The sequence below is a fragment of the Proteus sp. FZP2095 genome, assembly GCF_023701425.1.
Taxonomy (GTDB): Bacteria; Pseudomonadota; Gammaproteobacteria; order Enterobacterales; family Enterobacteriaceae; genus Proteus; species Proteus cibarius.
The window spans coordinates 797,226-819,879 of the sequence record NZ_JAMQBJ010000001.1; the positions used below are offsets into that span (position 1 = coordinate 797,226).

Here is a 22,654-nt window from a genome sequence, read left to right on the forward strand (position 1 = left end):
CCTACCTATTTCACCTAATGTAAATGCTAAATCAACGGTTGCAATCTGAGACATTTGTGCATTTAATAATGCAACCTTTGCGGTATTAATTTCGGTTACTGTTCCCAATCCGTTGCGATAAAATTCTACACTGGCGGTACATGTTAATTGTGTTGTCTCTACTATTCACCTTTTTTGTGCTGCACCATAGCTAAAATAGGTAACCGAAACATCATGAATAAGTTAGATGTTTTTATCTATCAATCTACAACCTTATCTTAAATTTTTTTCTTGAAAGAAGGACTCCATTTTTAAATATGACTGTAATTATGGGCGTTACATGATTTTAAGAGTATAGTAGTCAATCTTTCAGCCAGACTAGATACAACAATTTTTATTATGGAATCAGCTTTTTTTGCTCAAAATATTCGACATATTCTTGCTAATAACACACCTATTATTGATGTGCGTGCACCTATTGAATTTAATCAAGGCTCAATCCCTAATGCGATTAATTTACCTTTAATGAATGATGAAGAACGTGCTGCTGTGGGGACTTGTTATAAACAACAAGGCTCACAAAAAGCGGTTGATTTAGGGCATCAATTGGTAAGTGGTGAAACTCGTGAGAACCGTATCGCAGCTTGGCGTGATGCTTGTGAGCAATTTCCAAATGGTTATATTTGCTGTGCTCGTGGAGGAATGCGTTCTCATATCGTTCAGCAATGGCTTAAAGAAAGTGGTATAGATTATCCATTAATTGAAGGGGGATATAAGGCGTTAAGACAGACTGTTATTGAAATGACCAATGAATTAGTTCAACGCCCTATTATCTTAATTGGTGGATGTACCGGTAATGGAAAAACGACTTTAGTGCGTTCATTACCAGAAGGTATTGATCTCGAAGGTATTGCACATCATCGAGGTTCATCTTTTGGTCGTACAGTAGAAGAGCAATTTCCGCAGGCCACATTTGAAAACCATCTTGGTGTTGAAATGTTGAAAAAATCACCGAAATATACACGATGGGTGCTTGAGGATGAAGGTCGTGCTATTGGAGCCAATGGATTGCCTGAATGTTTGCGAGCAAAAATGGTTGATGCTTCAATAGTTGTTGTGGATGATCCCTTCGAGCGACGCATAGAACGTTTGAAAGCAGAGTATTTTGATCGTATGACGCACGATTATCTGGAAGCGTATGGCGAAGAAAAAGGTTGGCAAGCTTACAGTGATTATTTACATCATGGTTTATTTGCTATCCGCCGCCGATTGGGCTCTCAAAGAGCAATGGAATTAACGCAGTTGCTAGATGATGCCCTAGAAATTCAGAAAAAAGAGTCTAATACAGAAGCACATTTTTCTTGGTTAACCCCTTTACTAAAAGAATATTACGATCCGATGTATCGTTATCAATTAAGCAAAAAGGAAGATAAGATTATTTACCAAGGAAGCTATGAAGAAGTCATGCAGTGGTTTAAAAACTAATAAATAGCTAAGATTTTCTGTATTAAATACAGAGTATACCAAAGAAGAGCCTCGTAAATTTATGTTACGGGGCTTTTTTTAGTTTACTTGGTCAAACTTTAGTTCGGTATAACCAAGCTCCTAAGATTATCATTAAACCAAAGAAAAAAGGCACTGCCAAAGAGAGCTCAAGGAAAATAAACCGATTAATGTTAATTCCCTGCCCTTTATTTGAGAATTGTAAAGCTAAAGGCAAAGCACATAATCCAGACAGAAAACCGATCCCAATTAAGCGATATAACTTAATACGATTTTCTTTTTGTGTTGGAGCATCTTGTTTGCGCTGGTATTGAATGTATTTCCAACACAAATAAAGCAACCCTAATACAGAGCCTAAATGTTGTAATAATTTATAGATAGCAATCTCTTGGCTATCGGTCATTCCTTGTAATAACTGTGCTTGTAGTACAGAAAATAATCTGACAGCAGTTCCTGTTTCGTGGGTAAAAGAATCCCATACAATATGAGTTATTGCACCAATATATAGAGATAAAACAAATAAGCTTAATGCTCGAATATTGGGTTTTATTGGCTCATATAAAGGGATCGGCGATACGCACTTTAATGGATTTCGTAGTAAATAATTTAGAATAAAAACCAGTAAACAAAAAGGAAATGCAGTATAAAACCAGCCCAATAAATCATGTGCCGTTGTTGCTGATTGATATAAGCCAAAAGAATAGAGTAAATCAGGTGAAGTACTTCCTACAATTAATGCAGGTAAACTAAGGTTTTTTCCTATTCGGGACTGCTTTATGGGGAAAACAATAGAAGGATGTGAAAAAGTCCACGGCATAGGAATATCTCTATAATATGAAGATGAATAACAAAAAATGAGTATAAGTATGAGTATATCAGTAGATTAGCTAAGCTTTATCTGAAACCATGGGATTACCTGGTACAGGGCGTCGTCGCACACCAGGATTACGTCGTGAGGAAGTTGCTGCACTCTCTGGCGTTGGGCTAACTTGGTATACATGGCTTGAACAAGGAAATTACCTCTACCACTGCCACATAGTGTTTCTGAACAGCTTGATATTTCATATATTTTACTGTGGCATAAACGCCATGCGTATAACTCTAAAGTGTTGTGGTTAAGAGAAACGATCAAAAATAATGTTAATCAATTTATGCAGAAAAATGGCCATTAAAAATTTTACTGCTATTTATTTAGTTTCTTCTGTGAATAGAAAAAGGTGCAATTGCACCCTCTTCTATTTTTTAATTTAAATAAGAGAAATTATAACCCCATAATTTGTCTATTCTTAGGATAAGAAAGGGTATAATTTAATGGTAATGATTTTTCCTCTTTGGCACCTAATATAATATCCCATTTAATTTCGCCAGTATCTTTATCAAGTACACCATCTTTATAAACTGCATCTGCTACATTGATATTGCTTTCCTGGCTAAGTGGAAGTTGATCGTAAATAGTAACTTTTACAGGAGAGTTATAAGTATTTCTTACTTTAATAGTATAACTCTCTTTTTGTTCAATCGTTGTACCAATAAAGATGGGCTCTTTTCTTATCTTCTCATTGTTAATACGGCTAATTTGAATATTTTTATCTATTCCAAATGGAATATTAAGTAACTCTGTTAATTCGTTAGTATTAATATAACTATTACCAATAAAGCTATTCATATAGTAAATATTCGCACGGCCATTAAGTAAATTTAAGTTTTCCCAATCTTTGACTTCAGCTTGTAAATAAACTTCTTCAACTAATTTAGGCGTCGTTAAATAGCGATAATTCACAACAACTTCTTTTTGATTAATCACTAATGTATTAGGTTCCGTGCTATTTTTTAAGGTGTAAGGTAGTGCGATAGCATGGCTTAAATTGATACCATTATTATTGGTTGTTACATATCGTGTTACTCCTTTATTTAATTGTTTTTCATGGCTTTCTTCTCTTATCATCGCAGGAGATGGCGCAGCTGGAGAAGCCATCTCCATACTCATATTTTTACTTCTAAATTTAGCATTATCATTGTAAAGAGCGAGATACCATGGCGATAAAGTTGGTGCAGTAATATTTAAAGATGGATTTGTGGATGTTAAAATCAGTTTTACTTTATCCCAATTTAAGCCTGTATTTTGAATAACATCCGCTTTGTAGGTGAGTAATATTGGCTTATCCATTCCTTGGCTTCGAATATCATAAGCAGGTGACCATCCTGCATCTGGTGTTATATAAGAAATACGCATTTTACTGATTAGATTTTTTGATGTGCCTAAAGATAAAACAATTTGTGTTTTCTCTTGCGCAATAATTGGCATATCAATTTCTAATTGTCGGCTTAGCTCTTCTAATTGTTCTGTTAATTCAGCGATTTCTTCACGCGCCATTTTTTGCTGATTTAGAATAGATGTCATTTTTTGGCTAATAAAATCAAATTTTTGTGATGAGTGTTCTAATGACTGAGTTTCACCATAACCAAAAAATGATTGGTCTTTTAATAAAGTAATTTGTTCATTACCCACATTAATATTGATGTTTAATTCTTCAATTCGCTTATTAATGTCTTTCTGTTTTTCCATCAATACTGCAATGTCTGAAGGGTAACTAGGAGCAATAGGAATTTTTTTAACGTTAATGGTATTAATAATCACATCTTCATTATCAATGCTAATTGATAAACTTCTAGGATCAATATTGTTTGCAACATTAGATAAAACAACTTCACTCTGCCCCGCAGGTAAGTTGAGCGTGACGTTATTTTCAAGCTCAGCACCCCGTAAAAAAATTGTTGCTTGATTGAGTTTTATATCATAATTAAGCGGTTTAGTAGGGACTACTGAATTGATTTCATTAGCAAAAGTACTAGTTGCACTAATAATAGATAATGTAATAAGCGATAGCGTTAATTTATTGGGTTTAATCATCATTTTCATTCTATCCATAGTTGATGAGCAGTATTAGTGAGAACTGCAAAATAGAGATGCACTGTTGCACAAGTATATTTAGATAGTATTGCATCTCTAATAAATTAGATAACAGAATAAACTTAAATACCTAATAGTTGTGAAGGAGAAAAAATAGATAAAACAGTGTGTTAGTGTTTTAAATTAAATAACTATTTAAATAATAAGGATTATCTTAATGATGGTGCAATATTTAGCTTTTATTAACTTTATATAGTCTTGTTTCGATAAAAATAAGCAGAAAAGATTAATGTACTCTAGCAATAACAATAAAAAAGGCAGTTTAAAAACAAACTGCCTAGGATAAAGATGTTTTTATCTATTTTTATTTAACAACTTCACCGCTGTCGATAACGGTTTTACGTACTTTATCTGAAAAATCTTGTGCTTCTTTAATAATGGCTTTTTCATCAACGGTTAATAGTTGGCGATCTTCCATTAAGATCTTTCCATCAACAATGGTGTGGCGAACATTACTGCCATTTGCGCCATAAACTAATGCGGCATAAGGACTATACATTGGCACCATATTAGGAGATTTAGTATCAACAACGATAATATCAGCAAGTTTGCCTGATTCTAAAGATCCCAGCTTATCTTCCATATGTAATACTTTCGCCGAACCCATTGTTGCCAGTTCTACTACAGTTAATGGTGGCATAGCAGCACGATCTTTATTCTCTAATTTATGGATTTTACCCACAAGATTTAGCTCATTCATGGTCGTTAGCGTGTTACTCGACATTGGACCATCAGTCCCTAAGCCCACACGAACACCCTTTTCTAACATCGCGACGACAGGCGCTACACCTTTTGCTGATTTAGTATTTGCACTGATATTATGAGCGACACCAACATCATATTTTTTCAGTAAATCAATATCTTTATCATCGACCATAATTGCGTGCGCTGCGATAACTTTATTATTTAGCGCTCCGATATCTGCCATATATTGAACTGGACTTTTACCGCCAGTACGTTTAGCAATTTCTTCTTGTTCACGGTCAGTTTCAGCTAAATGAATCATAACAGGAACATCAAGTTCTATTGATAATTTAGCAATTTTCTGAAGGTTTTCTGTGGTGTTAGTGTAAGGAGCATGTGGTGCAAATGCTGGGATAATACGAGGGTGATCTTTATATTCTTTGATAAAGTTTACTGCGTATTGGATGCCCTCTTCTGGTGTTTTCGCATCTGCAACAGGGAAATTAATAACAGATTCTCCTAATACTGCGCGATTACCCATTTTATCAACAGTTTTAGCTACTTCATCTTCGAAGTAATACATATCAACGTAAGTTGTTACGCCACCTTTTACCATTTCGATATTTGCAAGTTCAGCACCCACTCTGACCATTTCGCGAGAAACCATTTTGCTTTCGAGTGGGAAAATATAACGGTGAAGTCTGTCTGGTACATCATCAGCTAATGAACGAAATACAGTCATCGAACCATGTGTATGGGTGTTAATTAAACCCGGCATCACAATATCACCATCAACATCTAACACTTTATTGGCTTGATATTCTTTAGAAAGCTCAGGGCCACCAACGGCAATAATTTTATTTTCTTTTACGACAACAGTACCCTGTTCAATAACTTTATTTTGCTGATCCATAGTTAGAACAGTACCGTCAACTATCATCAAATCAGCCTGTTTTGCTGCGTAACTGGAAAAAGAGACCGCCATGACAGCCAAAGCAAGCATAGATTTAGAAAATGACATCATTACCTCTCGTCTTGATGGGAAAATTTCCCTAAGATTATAAATAAATTCATTGGTTTTTGATATCTAATGAAAGTGAAAGAGATCACCGAATAAATAATTAATTGAAGTTATTATCACTTCTTTCATCTCAATTTCTTGCAGTTGGTCTTATCAATCAAGGAGCAGTTTTAATGAGTAAAACGTTGCAACCGGGTGAAAATACATCACTCAGTGAAAATAAAGGACAAGTTAAAGTCTCTCATGCAGTAGGCGATAATCTTGATATTAATCTGACTGCATTTTTAGTATCAGGCTCAGGAAAAGTCGTTAATGACGATGATATGGTTTTCTTTAATGCTCCTCATCATGCTTCTGGTGCCGCTTCGTTTATTTCACCGATAACTCAAGGCTCAACAGTTATTCATAGTATTGATTTTGACTTTTCCCGTTTACCCGCAAATATTACCAAAATAGCAATTACATTAACGCAAGATGGCAGTGCTGGCGGTTTTGCTGTAGTTAATCAATTAAAAGCACAAGTGCTGATAAATAATGAAATTATTGAGTTAGCACCAAGCCAATTTTCACAAGAAACAGGCATTATCGTTTTAGAACTTTATGTTCGAAATGGTCAGAATAAAGTCCGTTCTGTTTGGCAAGGTTTTGCTTCTGGACTTTCAGGTTTATGTAACCTTTACGGTGTTGAAGTTGAAGAGCCAACTCCAGTTGTTACATCACCACCAGCCCCTGTAAATATACAAAAAAGTGTAGTGAAACTGACTAAACCGGATAGTAGTCATCGTGTTTCATTGCTAAAAGGTAATGATGCACCTAAACGTATTTTAGTCAGTGCAACATGGATAGATAATGGAGATGGGAAGGATAATGATGATTTAGATCTTCGTGTGGGAATTTTACGCCCGAATGGTCAAATGTCGATTATTCAAGCGCCAGATAAAAGCGGTGCTTTTAATTCTGATCCTTTTGTTTTCCACACTGGTGATGTGGTGAGTGTGAGTCAAGAACAACCCGGTTGCGAAACCGTTGAGATTAACCCCGCTATTTCCCAATTAATGGGTGGTAAAGTGGCGTTGGTGTGTAGTGTTTACTCTGCGATTAGTAACGGTTGTGTTTCTGTTGCCTCATTAAAACCAACAATGCGTATGGAATATGGCAATCAAGTGGTTGAATGTTCTTGTGAGTATAAAAAAGGCTTTTTCAATAATATGATTTATACCTATGTGATTGGTATTATTGAAATTGACCAAGATAGCATTACATTAAAACCATCAGGTGTAACATCAAGAGCAGGCAGTGAAGCGACGCCTTGGTTAACACGCAACGGTAATGAGCTTAAATTAACAATGGACGGCCCTCATGTTTTTAAAGGGAAGAAACCCAGTATTTTAGGCACCAAGCGTTATGTCTGATCTCATTATAAAAAAGAAATAATCTAAAGTTTATCTCAAAGAAAAACGGGCAATAATATCTATGCCCGTTTATTTTATTAAAAGCATTTATTACTGACTAAATTAAGTACGCTTTTTTTGTTGCAAAAGCCATTTATCTAATTCATTCGCAAAAAGTTGGCGGTCACGTTGACTTAAACTTGCGGGACCTCCCGTTTGAATTCCGCTTGCTCTCATCGTATCCATAAAATCACGTATATTTAGACGTTCCCGAATAGTTGCTTCAGTATAACGTTCGCCCCTTGGATTTAGAGCAACTGCGCCCTTTTCTATAACTTCGGCAGCTAATGGAATATCAGCAGTAATAACCAAGTCATCTTTATTAGTACGGCGAACAATTTCGTTATCAGCAACGTCAAACCCAGCAGAAACTTGTAATGTACGTAAGAAAGGCGATGCGGGTACGATTAATCGTTGATTAGCGACAAAAGTAATAATCACTTTTTCTCTATCTGCTGCACGATATAACACTTCTTTGATTACTTTTGGACATGCATCAGCATCAACCCATATAGGCATAACAACACTCTCTTGGTTATTCGGTATTAAATGGTCTGTATTTATGGTGTTTAAAATAACACATTAATCCTAACTAAGTGATTGAAGCTTTGCTCTTTCTCGTTTTTCTGACTGTTGATTAGCCCAGATACTGAGTAATATCATGATCATGCCTAGAATTTGTAAGCTCGTTAATTGTTGCCCTAACAATGCCCAACCTAAAATAACCGCGCTTAGTGGGCTTAAAAAGCCTAATGAAGCCACAGAGCTTGGTCCTAATAATGCAAGTCCTCTAAACCAGAAAATATAGGTTAATGCTCCACCTATTAAGGTTAAATAAGCCAAGCCTAGAAAATTAATTCCTGTTAATGAAGGTAATGCGGGTTCAAATAATAATGCAAAAGGTAATAATACAGCGCCACCAGCGGTTAATTGCCAAGCTGTAAAAGTTAAAGGTGTAACTGGCGGTTGCCAACGACGACTTAATACAGTACCTGTGGCCATAGAAAATGCGCCGCCTAATCCTGCAATTATTCCGATAGGATCAAGTGCTGCATTCGGTGTCAATATCAGTATTGCTACACCAAAAATACCGCCTAACGCAGCTGAAATAGACAACCACGACAGACGTGTTTGTAATAACCAACGAGATAAAAATAAGACAATTAAAGGCTGAACTGCACCCACTGTAGCCGCAACACCACCGGGTAAACGGTAGGCTGAAATAAATAATAACCACCAGAACAGCGAAAAATTTAAAATCCCCAAAATAATCACACGTAACCACCATATACCTTGTGGCAGTTGTCTCATGATAATTAATAATAAAATTCCTGCGGGTAATGCTCGTAATGCAGCTAACGTCATGGGAACATTAGCGGGTAACATTTCCGTTGTTACAATATAAGTGCTCCCCCATACAATGGGAGCTAATGCCGTTAATAGTAATGTTGTGTATCTATTCATAAAATCACTCGTTTAGTTGTTACTATACTTATTTATCTTGAGGTCAAGATAAATTGATAATACCTTGACGTCAAGATAAATAATTGACATTATGAATACATGGACAGAATAGATAAAATTACTAAGCAATGGCAGCGTGAGCGCCCTGATCTTGATGTTAGTCCGATGGGATTAATTGGTCGATTGGGGAATATAACTTTGCACCTTTCGCGCGAAATGGAGAAAATTTTCTCTCAATTTGGCTTAAATACGTCAAGTTTTGATGTTCTTGCTACACTACGACGTGCAGGAGCTCCTTATACCCTTTCTCCTGGTGAGATGTTATTAACACTGATGGTTACATCAGGCACGATGACAAATCGTATTGATCAATTAGAAAAAGCAGGTTGGGTTATTCGTAAAGTTAATCCGGAAGATGGGCGTGGTTTTTTAGTTTCGCTAACACCGGAAGGCCTGGAGTTAATCAACCAAGTAATAGAAGCACATGTTGAAAATCAAAAACGTTTAGTCTCTGGTTTATCGCAACAAGAGCAACAAGCATTAAACCAATTGCTTAAAGTTTTTCTTAAAACATTAGAATAGTTTTTATCCCTTTTTATTTTCTCCCATTTAATCTAACTCTCTCGATAATAAAGGTAAGCATATAAACCGAGTGTCTTTACTTGCCTTCTTTTCTCTACTTGTTTAAAAACCCTTCTATTTATGTCGTTTCTTTCAATTTAAGCACCTAATGTGCATGGGATCACACCTTTACGTTGATTTAAATCAAAGATGTATTCTATTTACCTTTTTGTGGTTGATGAATAGTTAATCTTAAATTATAAAGCGAATGATAATTATTATTGATCTCATTAAGGTTCGCGATTATGTGTATTCGATTTAAGCCTTGCTTCGTATTATCAGCTTTAACACTTTCACTCTTTCAATATGCTCTTGCTAATACTATTTCGCCTGAAGAAGAAACTCTCGTTGTGACTACAACACGTAATGCCTCTTCGCTATGGAATAGCCCCGCTACCATTCAGGTTATTGATAAAGAAACATTAACTCAATCAACATCTTCTTCTATTGCAGACCAATTACGTGATATCCCTGGTGTTGAAGTCACGGATAACAGCCTCGCTGGTCGTAAACAGGTCCGCATTCGTGGAGAAGCATCATCACGCGTGCTTTTGTTAGTTGATGGGCAAGAAGTGACCTATCAACGAGGTGGTCAAAACTTTGGTGCTGGCATTTTAATTGATGAATCTGCACTAGAGCGCATTGAAGTGGTTAAAGGCCCCTATTCTGTGCTTTATGGCTCACAAGCTATTGGTGGTGTAGTGAATTTAATTACTCAAAAAGGCGGCGATAAGCCTTTTGGCGGAAATGTTAAAGTTGTTTATGACTCAGCCACCATGGGATGGAGAGAGTCTGCGTTAATTTCAGGTACTATCGGTGATTTTGAATATCGCCTTAATGGAAGTTATGCCGATCATGGTGACAGATATTCGCCTGATGGGCGTTTACCTAATACGCATTTTAGAAATAACGGTCAAGGTGCATGGTTAGGCTATAAAGTGGATAAACATAAGTTTGGCCTTTCACTCGATCGTTATAATTTATCAACACAATCTTATTATGCAGATGAAGGAAAGTATCAAGAGTTTAGCGTCAAAGTGCCTAAACTTGAGCGTGAAAAAGTGGGTTTATTTTATGACTATGAGGTTGATGCTGATTATTTCAAAAAACTTCATATTAATGCTTACACACAGCGTATAGAGCGAAAATTTGAAAACCGTGTAGGTGTTATTACACCAACAGGTAAGCCAATGATTGGTAATTTGACGGTTAAAAACAGAACCCAATCGGAAGATACACAGAATACTTATGGCATGACTATGCAGGCAAACTTTACATTACCTGCAAATAATGAATTAATTTTAGGCGCTCAATATCAACAAGATAAAGTAAAACAAACCTCTGTTGGTCAAACATCTTCAAATAGCACAACAGGCTTCCCACCTGCCGTAAATTACGAAAAAAAATCTCTGTTACATAATCGTAGTCAGCAAACTAATGTGTCTGTTTTTACCCAAAATGATTGGAAAATAACAGAGGATTGGTCATGGGCAATGGGCGCCAGACAATATTGGTTGAAATCAGAATTACAAGATGGTGATGAAACTGTTCATCATAATAAAATAGGAACAAGTTATAAGACATTGGGCTCTGATCCTGTAAGAGATAACGCATTTATTGTGTCATCTAATTTACGTTATTCTGGATTCAAAGATACAGAATTACGTCTTGCGTTTGCACAAGGTTATGTTTTCCCAACGCTTGTCCAGCAATTTATGAACACGACTGCTGGCGGTGCGGTGACTTACGGTAATCGAGATCTTGACGCTGAACACTCTAATAATGTGGAATTTGGTGCGCGTTATAAAGGGAATAATTGGTATATCGATAGCGCGATTTATTATTCTGAAGCCAAAGATTACATCACATCTCTTGCCTGTGCAGGCGAATCGATTTGCGAAGGAAATAGCAAAACAGGACGAGCAGATTATTTCTATTATGACAATATCGACCGCGCTAAAACCTATGGGATGGAAGTGATGGCCCAATACCAAGGTTGGTCAATTACGCCTTATGTTTCTGCCAATGTGATGCGCCGCCAATTTATTGGTTCAACATTGAAAACATGGGATACCGGCGAACCTATATTAACGACTCGCTTTGGCGCTAAACATTTATTATTGCTCAATAATATGAATTTAATGTCAGATTTGTATTTAAGAGCAGCAACAAAAGCGAAAGATCATAGCAACCCTGAAAACAAACAGCATTATGCCGGTTGGACAACGGTGAATCTTTCACTGAGTACGGAATTTGGCAATAACGATCAATACCGTATCAACTTTGATTTAAATAATATTTTAAATAAGCGTTATCAAACAGCTCATGAATCTATCCCAGCTACGGGTATTAATGCTGCAGTTGGTCTGACATGGGCATTTTAATTATGAAAAAAATAGTGATCGCATTTAGCTTGTTATTGTTACCTTTTAACTTAATGGCAAAAGATAACAACAATAGTGAGCGTTGGGTTATTGCCGGTGGCTCTATTACAGAATTAGTTTATGCCATAGGTGCTGGCAATAAGGTTGTTGGTGTTGATGAAACGACGTCTTATCCTGAACAAACGCAAGCATTGCCTCATATCGGATATTGGAAACAACTAAGTACAGAAGGTATTTTGTCTTTACGCCCTTCTACTTTTGTCACTTGGGATGATGCTGAACCTAAAATGGTATTGCGCCAACTGACACAGCATAACGTAAAGGTGATTTCCTTACCAAGAACACCCGCTACATTTGAATTGATGCTTAAAAATATTCGTACTCTAGCGATTTCATTAGATAAACAAAAGGAAGCAGAAGCATTAATTGATTCTCTTCAATCTCGTTTAGCCGTGATCCACGCTAAAAATAATCAAATTAAGCAAAAAGTAAAAGTGATGTTCTTTCTTTCACCTGGAGGTGGAATTCCTCAAGTTGCAGGGAAAACAAGTGTCGCTGATGCCATTCTTCATTTAGCCGGCGGAGAAAATATTGCCACGCACGAGAACTATCGTATTTATAGTGCAGAGGCGATTATTGCTGCCAATCCAGAATTAATTGTTATTACAACACAAAGTCAGAAAAACCAAACAGGTGGATTAAGAGCCTCAGAAGGGCTTGCTTCTGTACCTGGTGTTTCAATGACTCAAGCATGGAAAAAACAGCGCATTATTGAAATTGATCAATCCCTTATTTTGGGAATGGGACCTCGTATTGTGGATGCCGTTGAGTTATTGCATCAACAGTTTTATCCCGCTGATCCTGTTAATGATAATAAGTAGGAATGATTTAATAATGAAAGAGTTAGTCGCAACACATAGCATGCAATCTTCGACTGAAATCGATCTTACTCCCCATTTTGCACTTGAGGGTGATAGTCCTTTTCGCGATAGACATGCCACAATGCCATGGAGAGGCTCTGTACCTATTGCAAAAGAAGAGCACCAATCAACATGGCAAGCTTTATTAGAAAGCAAAACACCCGCATGTAAACGTTTGTTGTATATCCACATTCCTTTTTGTGCAACTCATTGTACGTTTTGCGGTTTTTATCAAAATAACTACCATGAAGAAGCCTGCACGCGCTATACCGACGCATTATTGCGTGAGATATCGGCTGAATCAGATAGCTTACTTTATCAGTCAGCACCAATTCATGCCGTTTACTTTGGTGGCGGAACCCCTTCTGCATTATCAGCTAAAGATCTCTATCGTGTGATCACACATTTGCGCCAATCACTTCCTTTAGCTCCAGATTGTGAAATTACGATTGAAGGTCGTGTTTTAAATTTTGATGATAATCGAATTGATGCTTGTTTAGATGCAGGTGCAAACCGTTTTTCTATTGGCATTCAAACCTTTAATAGCAAAATTCGTAAACGAATGGCAAGAACATCAACGGGTGAAGAAGCTGCTAAGTTTATGAAAGGGCTTTGCTTACGTGATAGAGCCGCTGTGGTATGCGATCTGTTATTCGGATTGCCGGGACAAAATGCGGTGAATTGGCAAGAAGATCTCACTATTGCCCACGATATTGGTTTAGATGGCGTCGATCTGTATGCATTAAATTTGCTACCCAATACACCATTAGGTAAAGCGGTTGAAAATCAGCGAGTCACTGTGCCAACGCCGATAGAACGGCGTGCGTTATATCTTCAAGGTTGTGATTTTATGGAGAATGTGGGTTGGCGTCAGATAAGTAATAGCCACTGGGCTAGAACAACCCGTGAGCGCAATCTCTATAATTTATTAATTAAACAAGGCGCGGATTGCCTTGCCTTTGGTTCTGGTGCTGGTGGTTCGGTTAATGGCTATTCATGGATGATTGAGCGTTCACTGGATAGCTATTATCAAAAAATTACAGATAACCAAAAGCCTTTAATGATGATGAGTCGTACAACTGACAGTGGTTTTCGTTGGCGTCATGAATTACAAGCTGGCATTGAGTGCGGGCGTGTTGATTTAGCCAAATTAAGTCCGCAAGCGACTCTGCTCTCCCCTTTATTAAATCAATGGTATCAAGCTGGTCTTGTCGAAGATGATTTTCTTTGTATGAAACTCACTAATGAAGGTCGGTTTTGGGCAAGTAATTTGCTGACATCCTTACAGCAATTAATTTTGCAATTAAATACACCTCGCTAATTTTATTACCCTAAATATTAATTAAAAGATGGAAATAACATCATGAATATAGAGCTACAACAATTTTTAATGACTGAGCCTGATGGAACGCTGGAAACTATAGCTACGCAATTTGACACAACCTTGTTGGAGGTTGTGAGACATTTGCCATCACGCTCATTAATGAGTGGTGAGCAATTCGATACAGTGTGGGATAACGTGATGAAATGGGGTAATGTCACCACGCTTGTGCATACTCAAGATGTTATTTTAGAATTTAGTGGCGAATTACCGAGTGGTTTTCATCGTCATGGCTATTTTAACTTACGTGGTAAAAAAGGAATGACAGGCCATATTAAAGCCGAAAATTGCCAATATATTGCAATGATCGAGCGTAAATTCATGGGTATGGATACTGCCTCTATTTTATTTTTCAATCAAGAAGGCGTTGCAATGTTTAAAATCTTCCTCGGTAGAGATGAACATCGTGAATTATTGCCAGAGCAATTATCAGCCTTCCGTCAATTAGCACAACAATTAAATAAGGAATAATTGCGCGTGAAAACATGGGTTATTTTTGGCGCTGGCGGTAAAGGTGTTGGCGCACATATTGCAGATATTGGTGTTACACAACAACGCCCTGTTGTGGCTCTAGTTCGTTCCGAAGAAGCGGCTAATCGTTTAAAAGAAAAAGGGATAAAAACCATTATCGGGGATGCGATTGATGCTAAAGCAGTTGAAGCGGTTTTAACATTAGCAGGAAAAGAAGCAGATATTATTTCCACAATGGGGGGGGGAAATGATTATCTAGCTCATCGAACCGTCATTGATATTGCGGAAAAAATGGATTTTCAACGTATGCTAATGGTTTCATCTTTAGGATGTGGTGACAGTTGGGCTGCCTTATCTGACAGAGCAAAAGCAGCGTTTGGCCAAGCCGTAAGAGAAAAATCATTGGCTGAAGTGTGGTTACAAACCAGCCATTTTGATTATGCAATAGTAAGACCGGGGGGATTACTTAATGGTGAAGAAACGGGCAAAGCTCAGCTTTATCAATATGAAGAGACTCATGGTTTAGTGAATCGCCGAGATGTTGCGCGTTTAGTGACTCAGCTTCTTGAAGCCGACCTTCTAGGTGATCAAATTTATGCAGTAGTTGAACCGGGTTTAGCACCTTCCAAATAGTCATCAAGTGGTGACCAAGTCGTTGCGTACGCGGTGAATATATTACGTTTCAAGTTAAGCTCACCATTAAGAGATAACGTATTTGCGTTATCTCTTTTTCTTACTTTTATTATGGGCAATAACTCACAATATGATGAGTTTTGTTCTTACAGCCAAAATTCCTTAACAGACATTCGTCACTTTACTGTCTTAATAGGGGTAACTTGTGGCATAATGCCGCCCCATTACCTTTTGTCATTCACTAATAATGAGTATTCGTCTTGTTAATCAGCAATAATATCACTATGCAGTTTGGCTCAAAGCCACTGTTTGAAAACATTTCTGTCAAATTCGGTGGCGGAAATCGCTATGGTTTAATTGGTGCCAACGGTAGCGGTAAATCAACCTTTATGAAAATTTTAGGTGGCGATCTAGTGCCAAGTAGTGGCAACGTATTCCTCGATCCTAATGAACGTCTTGGTAAACTAAAACAAGACCAGTTCGCTTATGAAGAGTTTACTGTGCTTGATACCGTGATTATGGGTCACACTGAACTTTGGGAAGTGAAGCAAGAGCGTGAACGCATTTATAGCTTACCTGAAATGAGCGAAGAAGATGGTTTACGTGTTGCCGATCTTGAAGTGAAATTTGGTGAAATGGACGGTTACACCGTTGAATCTCGTGCGGGTGAATTATTACTAAACGTAGGTATTCCATTAGAACAACATAATGGCCCTATGAGTGAAGTGGCTCCGGGTTGGAAATTACGTGTGTTACTTGCACAAGCCCTGTTTGCTGATCCAGATATTTTGTTACTGGATGAACCGACGAACAACTTGGATATTGATACTATTCGTTGGCTTGAGCAAACGCTAAATGAACGTAACAGTACCATGATCATTATTTCCCATGACCGTCACTTCCTAAATATGGTATGTACGCACATGGCTGACTTAGATTATGGTGCGCTTGCTGTTCATCCGGGTAACTATGATGAATATATGTTTGCTGCAACCCAAGCGCGTGAACGTTTATTAGCAGATAATGCGAAGAAAAAAGCACAGATTAGTGAATTACAATCTTTTGTAAGTCGCTTTAGTGCTAATGCATCTAAATCACGCCAAGCAACCTCTCGCGCTAAGCAAATTGAGAAAATTCAATTAGCTGAAGTTAAAGCCTCTAGCCGCCAAAACCCATTCATTCGCTTCGAACAAGAGAAAAAATTATTCCGTAATGCGCTTGAAGTGGAAAATATCTCTAAAGGCTATGATGATACCCCGCTGTTTAAAGACGTCAATATGATGCTTGAAGTGGGTGAAAAAGTTGCCATTTTAGGTAACAACGGCGTGGGTAAATCGACAATGATCAAAACATTAGTCGGTGAATTAGCACCAGATACTGGTCGTTTAAAATGGTCTGAAAACTCAAACATTGGCTATTATGCACAAGATCATGCAATTGATTTTGAAGTCAATATGACGGTGTTTGATTGGATGAGCTTATGGATGAAACCAGAAGACGACGAGCAATCTGTACGTAGCGTATTAGGACGTTTACTGTTCTCTCAAGATGATTTGAAAAAATCAGTTCAAGTTTTATCAGGTGGTGAAAAAGGCAGAATGTTATTTGGTAAGCTGATGATGCAAAAACCAAATATTCTGATTATGGATGAACCAACTAACCACTTAGATATGGAGTCTATCGAATCACTGAATATGGCATTAGAGCTTTATCAAGGCACTTTGATTTTTGTTTCTCATGACCGTGAATTCGTAAGTTCATTAGCAAACCGTATTATTGAAATTACACCTGAAAAAGTGACTAATTTCCAAGGAACTTACGATGAGTTCCTTGCGAAGAAAGGTGTCACACTTTAATTTCATAACCAAATTAAAGTAATAAATAGTAAAAAGGCTCGATATTATTTATCGAGCCTTTTTACTGAATTTTCTACATATATACCCTATATTTTTGATCTAACTCTGAGTTTTTAATTATTCATATTTTCACCATTTTGAATAAGTTCATAGATAATTTTATGTTTAAAGATGATGAATGTTTTATTTTGATCCGAAAATAAAGAGATACCATCATTTCTATAGTTTTTTTCTATTTCCTCACACAATAAAACTCTATTGTTAGCATTCTTACTCGTTGCAATTTTAGCTATGGAGGATATTAACGCTTCTTTTTTATCCGGATTGAAAGTAGATAAATTATCTATTAAACTTGGCATTCTATTTTTAACTACTAAATTAATATCTCCTAATTTATTATTAATAATTTTTTTCACTTCATCTAAATAGTAATCTTTTGGTTTTAGATTATCTAAATCTTCTAATATTAAATTAAATATACAGTTATTATAGTCTATGTTTTGACTAAATTGATTACCAAATAATTTTAGTTTAATATTCTCAAAAATATCAATAAATAAATCAATAACTAAATCAATATTAACCTTATTCATTAACGATATTTCTAATAGCCAAATTTGTGTATCTTTATCTAATTCAGATATCTTATGATAGATATCACTATTGAGATAATGTTCCGTTGATATTTTTTTCTTACCAGATTCATCAACTAAATAGAATTCTATTTTATTATTTTTTACTATAAAATCCAATGGATTATGAGGGGTGTTGGCGTTATTTTTTAACCAATTTCTAAATATTCTAAATATAGATATTTTCTGTAAAAGTGTATTTTTTTTATTTAAAAATAAATCAAAAAAATATTTATCCACTTTTATTTTAGGCATGTTTTTTTTCAAGAATGTAAGCGCTTCATTTAAATTAATTAGCTCATTATAATATTTGTTGTTTTTATTATTAATAATGGAATATAGATATCTTAAATCCATTTTATCTTCATTATCGCCACTCTTATTGTCAAAAAGCATTCTTAATATATATCGCTCACGCTGATTATCGCTGCAATTATCACGTATGCTATAGTATAAGAAATTAAAATTATCAATTAATGTATTGTGGTATTTTCTATATATATTAGCATTGATATTATCAATATTATTATTAGTGTCTTTATAATTAATATTGTAAAATAGAAATTTTTTTATTAATTCTATATTTATAGGTGAGTTTTCTCGGTTTGATTTTTTCTCTATTTCAGAAAGAATAATTAATTTATTATAATTAGGCAATTCTATTTTATTTAAAAATACTGGGTTTGTACTTGTTTTTAACTCGGTTATTTCTATTTTTTTTCTATCTTTATTTTTAATAAATAATTTTATTGAATTATTATTAAAACTTATATATATTTTAGAAGGTATTATATATTCTAGTTTATCAAATAATTCAATTAACTCATTGATATTTTGGGGTTTTAAGTTTAAGTCTAAAAAAATATCTTTTACATCGTAGCTTAATAATGTCTCTCTAATTTCATTTTTCATTAAATCTAAAATACTAATGTTTTTTCTATAATTTAATTTATGGATTAAATTATTTTTAATTTTCTTTGAAATTTTATATCGTTCAATTTGATCTAATGGTGTCTTATTTCTATTAAAAATTACTAATGGTAATTGCTCTTTTATAAGATTAATTAATTTGTATTTTTTTATAATATTGGCTAATTTCAATTCCACTATTTCACCTTTAATTTCCAATGAAATATATTGATTGTAACTCTCTTTTATTATACTTTTAAATAAATTGAAGTCTTTTATTTTTTCTACAATAGATGTTTGTTTTTTATTGTCATCTAAAAAAATATTACTTATTAATTTTTTAATATTAATATCGCTATTTTCTTTAAATAAAAATTTTGGTAATTCAAAATCAGTTATAGTCAGAAGTTTATTCTTATTTAAATTTTCAGCAATGGTAAACAGACACTCTCTCTTTATTTTTTCAATAATTGATATGAAGTCTTCATTATTATTTATAATGTTATTCTTGTTTATATTTTCTATAATGCTATCAATCCATGCATTATTTTTTTCTAAAGGTCTATTTTCAGCTATTGTTTCTTTATTATTGACAATATCAAAAATAATATCTCTTAAGTTAAACTTTAACTTAACTTCGTTACCAATAGAGAACATGATGTTATCATTTTCAAAATTGGCATTAAAATAAAATTTGTAATTCTCCCCTGTCATTTCAATTAATTTACTAAGAGAAGTAAGTCTATCTAAAATAGAACTATCTTTTTTATAAAAAACATTATGTATTAATGTTAATGCATTATTTATTTCACCATGTCTAAAAAAATCTGTAACTTTATTTCTTAATGACATTATATCCTGTGGACTTTTATCACTAGAAAGTTTGTTCATTCTTTTATCACTTATATTAGCTCCAGCTATCGGTATACTTATCATTGCTATCCCTTATATTAGTTTGTTTAAGCATAAGTTATTCTCATGCCATTAAAACTTATATAAAAATACACACATTATTTTCCCTCGGAATTAATATAAAACTTAAGTTGATAAACGTGAAGTACCGATGTTATTTAAAGCATTAGGATTATATCCAACAATAAATCCAGCAAGATATTTTGCATTCTCGGTCACATTGATTGTGGGAAGCGTTTTTTTGGCTTGCCTTAATATCAATTGGTCGAGGGTTCTGCCTCAGCTCGTGGATTACATACAGAGCACGCCAGTATTATTTTATTAATCATTGTATTGTTATTATGTGCCTTAGTGAGTTCAACAGTGGGCCCTATCGCTTTTATTGGCTTAGTCGCGCCTCATATGGCCTGCTTAAAAAATCAAATCGCAATTGATTGTTTCGGGGTTAATCGGTGGAACCTTAATGGTTTGGGCTGATTGGCTTGGGCAAATATTTATTTATCCTGCACAAATTGCAGCAGGAACTTTAGTGGCGATTTTAGGCGGTAGTTATTTCCTATGTTTAATGTTGTTAAATCGTAGCCGTTGATTTGAAAAGCCTAAGATATCTACACTAATTTTTACTGATATTTTTAGGCTTTGATTATTATTAACTAGGCATAACTTTTACTGTTTTTATTGCTTTTATGATTAATGCGTTGAAAGCCTAAAAATGCATATAGCGAGGTTCACGGGTATAGTCCTCGCTAGGGTATATTTCGTTTTTATTTATTAACTTTTATTCAAACTAGAGCTTATGTTATTTGCCATATTGCGTTTCCTTGCCATTGCTTTTCAATAAAATCAAGAAAATAGCGTACTTTAGGAGATAAATGGCGTTTAGATGGATAAACGGCACAAATCGGCGCAAGATTAATCGTATGTTCTAATAAAATAGGCATTAATTTTCTGGATTTAATAGATTCCCCCACCAAAAACTCACCCAGTTGGCATATTCCATAACCCGATAATGCCATATCTAAAATAGCTTCTGTATTATCTAAACGTAATTTTCCTTTAACGGGAAGCGTAAATTCTTTTTGATGAGTTTGATATTTCCAAGGTACTGTTGATCCTTGGTGGGAAAAAGTAATTAATTGATGTTGTGATAATGCATTAGGGGATTGAGGTGCATTATTTCGTTCAAAATAATCAGGAGATGCGCAGGTTATTAAACGATGAGGAGTCAATACTTTACGTATTAATCGACTGTCATCATTACCGCCAATACGAATAGCTAAATCAATGCCGTTTTTAACTAAATCAGTGTATTCATCTGAAAAAGTAATTTCAGCGTCTAATTCTGGCCATTGCATTAAATAAGTTTGTAATAACGGTAAAATATAGCGTCGCCCAAAGGCAATGGGTAAATCAATGCGTAAACGCCCTCTCGGATTTTCATTAAATTTATCAAGAGCAGCACCCGCTTCTTCAATCTCATTTAAGATATATTGTTATGGGGCTATTTTCATTCGCAGTATTAGTCTTAATGCTTATTTGTTTACCTTCATTACAAGGTTCAACGTCTTCACTATCGAGAGCCTTCTTTGCACAGTTTAAAAATACACAGCTAGTTTTAGGATTATTAGTCACACTCTTTCTCGTGTGCGCTCATTTTATGGTATTTACTTATGTTCGCCCACTACTCCAAACAACTACTACGTTGTCAAACAACACATTGACATTACTTTTATTTGTATATGGTATTAGCGGGATCATCGGTAATTTTATTTTTGGGATCCAATCAGCAAAAAGGCTCAACATTGCGATTTCAATTATTATCATGGGCATATTAAGTGTCTTTTTAGGTTTTTTATTTTGGGTATCATCTCCAATAATGGCGATCGCAGTGATGCTAATTTGGGGATTAATGTATGGTGGCGTTTCAGTTGCACTGATGACATGGATCATGACAGCAGTTCCTAAAGGAATTGAATTAGGAAGTTCTGCTTATATTGCAATTTTTAATTTAGCTATTGCATTAGGTGCTTATTTAGGTGGCTTAAGCGTTGATAATTATGGATTAAACTCAGCATTATTTATTGCTGTATTGTTTATTTTATTCGCTTTACTATGTGTTTTTTCATCAAGATATGCGAAGTGTTCAGCTAAATAACAAACTCAAGTTTGTCATAAATAAAAAGGGTAATAGTTATTACCCTTTTCTCTTTTAGATACACAATAATGTGACGTTGTCACGATAAGCTTTGGTCTATTTTAGTAACTGAGTAAACTGCTGATATAGCATATTTCCTAATGTTTTTGCGGTATATTCATCGCTATGGCCTAAATTATCAACGGCGGCATGCATACCATGATAAATCAATGTACTAGTTAATCCCGGTTGTGTAACGTGCCAGGTTTTATTTTTCGTGCCCGAAATTAACAGTGATTGAATTTGTTGTAATGCTCTATTTTCATGAATATTGCTACTTTGATGAAAAACTTGATGAAAAAGCATATCGTGTAATTCTTGTTTCTCAACATAAGCAATAACGCTAATTTCACACCATTGTTTTAATTTTTCACGATGCTCTTGTTGTGAGCAGGTATTCATTGCATTATCTATTTTATTTAAATACCAATCCATATAACGTGTTCTGAGCGCATCAAGAACGTCTGTTTTAGCAGAAAAATAGTGATAATACGTCCCTTTTGCTACCCCTGCTTTTTTTACGATATCGCTAACGGTTGTGGCATCAAAACCTTTATCAAGAAATAACTCTTCTGCTGCATTCATTAACTCTTCTAAACGAACCTCTGCGGGTTTTGTTCTCGGTTTATCTGTTGTTTGTTCTTTTAATGACATTGTTTATCTCCCTC

Annotated in this window: 20 protein-coding genes and 1 pseudogene; 13 read left to right on the plus strand and 8 right to left on the minus strand. The window is 35.2% G+C overall.

The window, feature by feature from the left end; translation table 11 throughout:
- Positions 1-378 precede the first annotated feature (378 nt).
- On the plus strand, positions 379-1,464 hold the full coding sequence (mnmH, locus tag NBG71_RS03855; protein WP_099660438.1) for a tRNA 2-selenouridine(34) synthase MnmH: 1,086 nt from the start codon (positions 379-381) through the stop codon (positions 1,462-1,464).
- A gap of 91 nt (positions 1,465-1,555) precedes the next feature.
- Here the strand turns inward: mnmH and NBG71_RS03860 are convergent, their stop codons facing one another.
- Positions 1,556-2,299, minus strand: a complete 744-nt coding sequence (locus NBG71_RS03860) for a DUF4184 family protein (RefSeq protein WP_075672835.1) — start codon at positions 2,297-2,299, stop codon at positions 1,556-1,558.
- 83 nt (positions 2,300-2,382) lie between these two features.
- Between NBG71_RS03860 and NBG71_RS03865 the strand changes: the two are divergent.
- Positions 2,383-2,496, plus strand: a pseudogene (locus NBG71_RS03865) (helix-turn-helix domain-containing protein); the annotation flags it as partial.
- A 247-nt stretch (positions 2,497-2,743) separates the two neighbouring features.
- Here NBG71_RS03865 and NBG71_RS03870 read toward each other — a convergent pair.
- Together NBG71_RS03870 and NBG71_RS03875 are read right to left on the minus strand one after the other, a co-directional pair.
- Positions 2,744-4,396, minus strand: a complete 1,653-nt coding sequence (locus tag NBG71_RS03870) for a DUF4139 domain-containing protein (RefSeq protein ID WP_250916552.1) — start codon at positions 4,394-4,396, stop codon at positions 2,744-2,746.
- 361 nt (positions 4,397-4,757) lie between these two features.
- Positions 4,758-6,158: an amidohydrolase gene (locus tag NBG71_RS03875; RefSeq protein ID WP_075672868.1), complete on the minus strand. Its 1,401-nt coding sequence runs from the start codon at positions 6,156-6,158 to the stop codon at positions 4,758-4,760.
- A gap of 173 nt (positions 6,159-6,331) precedes the next feature.
- Here NBG71_RS03875 and NBG71_RS03880 point away from each other — a divergent pair, with 173 nt between their 5' ends.
- Entirely contained in the window at positions 6,332-7,570 is a 1,239-nt protein-coding gene (locus tag NBG71_RS03880; RefSeq protein WP_196563723.1) for a TerD family protein, read from the plus strand.
- Positions 7,571-7,672: 102 nt separating this feature from the next.
- Here the strand turns inward: NBG71_RS03880 and NBG71_RS03885 are convergent, their stop codons facing one another.
- Both NBG71_RS03885 and NBG71_RS03890 read right to left on the minus strand, forming a co-directional pair.
- Positions 7,673-8,128 carry a YaiI/YqxD family protein gene (locus tag NBG71_RS03885; protein WP_075672841.1) on the minus strand — a complete coding sequence of 152 codons (456 nt, stop codon included), beginning with the start codon at positions 8,126-8,128 and terminating at the stop codon, positions 7,673-7,675.
- 69 nt (positions 8,129-8,197) lie between these two features.
- On the minus strand, positions 8,198-9,073 hold the full coding sequence (locus NBG71_RS03890; protein WP_196563724.1) for an EamA family transporter: 876 nt from the start codon (positions 9,071-9,073) through the stop codon (positions 8,198-8,200).
- A gap of 99 nt (positions 9,074-9,172) precedes the next feature.
- Between NBG71_RS03890 and NBG71_RS03895 the strand changes: the two genes are divergently transcribed.
- The 7 genes from NBG71_RS03895 (at position 9,173) to NBG71_RS03925 (ending at position 17,339) form a co-directional block, all read left to right on the plus strand.
- Positions 9,173-9,655, plus strand: coding sequence for a MarR family winged helix-turn-helix transcriptional regulator (locus tag NBG71_RS03895; RefSeq protein ID WP_250916553.1), 483 nt, complete (start codon positions 9,173-9,175; stop codon positions 9,653-9,655).
- A 284-nt stretch (positions 9,656-9,939) separates the two neighbouring features.
- Positions 9,940-12,078 (plus strand): TonB-dependent receptor plug domain-containing protein, encoded by a 2,139-nt coding sequence (locus tag NBG71_RS03900; protein WP_250916554.1) that lies wholly within the window; start codon positions 9,940-9,942, stop codon positions 12,076-12,078.
- A 2-nt stretch (positions 12,079-12,080) separates the two neighbouring features.
- Positions 12,081-12,959, plus strand: coding sequence for a heme/hemin ABC transporter substrate-binding protein (locus tag NBG71_RS03905; RefSeq protein WP_223672422.1), 879 nt, complete (start codon positions 12,081-12,083; stop codon positions 12,957-12,959).
- 13 nt (positions 12,960-12,972) lie between these two features.
- On the plus strand, positions 12,973-14,319 hold the full coding sequence (gene hutW, locus NBG71_RS03910) for a heme anaerobic degradation radical SAM methyltransferase ChuW/HutW (protein ID WP_373274655.1): 1,347 nt from the start codon (positions 12,973-12,975) through the stop codon (positions 14,317-14,319).
- A 42-nt stretch (positions 14,320-14,361) separates the two neighbouring features.
- Positions 14,362-14,850 (plus strand): heme utilization cystosolic carrier protein HutX, encoded by a 489-nt coding sequence (gene hutX / locus NBG71_RS03915; protein WP_229578339.1) that lies wholly within the window; start codon positions 14,362-14,364, stop codon positions 14,848-14,850.
- A 6-nt stretch (positions 14,851-14,856) separates the two neighbouring features.
- Positions 14,857-15,483 (plus strand): NAD(P)H-binding protein, encoded by a 627-nt coding sequence (locus NBG71_RS03920; protein ID WP_250916555.1) that lies wholly within the window; start codon positions 14,857-14,859, stop codon positions 15,481-15,483.
- Positions 15,484-15,743: 260 nt separating this feature from the next.
- Positions 15,744-17,339 (plus strand): ABC-F family ATPase, encoded by a 1,596-nt coding sequence (locus tag NBG71_RS03925; protein ID WP_075672847.1) that lies wholly within the window; start codon positions 15,744-15,746, stop codon positions 17,337-17,339.
- Between the two features lie 113 nt (positions 17,340-17,452).
- Here NBG71_RS03925 and NBG71_RS03930 read toward each other — a convergent pair whose 3' ends face one another.
- On the minus strand, positions 17,453-19,816 hold the full coding sequence (locus tag NBG71_RS03930) for a hypothetical protein (RefSeq protein WP_250916556.1): 2,364 nt from the start codon (positions 19,814-19,816) through the stop codon (positions 17,453-17,455).
- 237 nt (positions 19,817-20,053) lie between these two features.
- Here NBG71_RS03930 and NBG71_RS03935 point away from each other — a divergent pair, with 237 nt between their 5' ends.
- Both NBG71_RS03935 and NBG71_RS03940 read left to right on the plus strand, forming a co-directional pair.
- The gene (locus tag NBG71_RS03935; RefSeq protein ID WP_250916557.1) at positions 20,054-20,269 is read left to right on the plus strand and encodes an iron chelate uptake ABC transporter family permease subunit; all 216 of its coding nucleotides are present in this window, start codon (positions 20,054-20,056) and stop codon (positions 20,267-20,269) included.
- Positions 20,256-20,381 (plus strand): hypothetical protein, encoded by a 126-nt coding sequence (locus NBG71_RS03940; protein ID WP_250916558.1) that lies wholly within the window; start codon positions 20,256-20,258, stop codon positions 20,379-20,381. The genes NBG71_RS03935 and NBG71_RS03940 overlap by 14 nt, the downstream gene beginning before the upstream one ends.
- Before the next feature lie 205 nt (positions 20,382-20,586).
- On the opposite strand, the gene NBG71_RS03945 is transcribed toward NBG71_RS03940, so the two are convergent.
- Positions 20,587-21,279 carry a substrate binding domain-containing protein gene (locus NBG71_RS03945; protein WP_342601560.1) on the minus strand — a complete coding sequence of 231 codons (693 nt, stop codon included), beginning with the start codon at positions 21,277-21,279 and terminating at the stop codon, positions 20,587-20,589.
- An 8-nt stretch (positions 21,280-21,287) separates the two neighbouring features.
- Here NBG71_RS03945 and NBG71_RS03950 point away from each other — a divergent pair, with 8 nt between their 5' ends.
- Positions 21,288-21,947, plus strand: coding sequence for an MFS transporter (locus NBG71_RS03950; protein ID WP_250916559.1), 660 nt, complete (start codon positions 21,288-21,290; stop codon positions 21,945-21,947).
- A gap of 96 nt (positions 21,948-22,043) precedes the next feature.
- Here NBG71_RS03950 and NBG71_RS03955 read toward each other — a convergent pair whose 3' ends face one another.
- Positions 22,044-22,640 (minus strand): TetR/AcrR family transcriptional regulator, encoded by a 597-nt coding sequence (locus NBG71_RS03955; protein WP_099660427.1) that lies wholly within the window; start codon positions 22,638-22,640, stop codon positions 22,044-22,046.
- Positions 22,641-22,654: the final 14 nt, after the last annotated feature.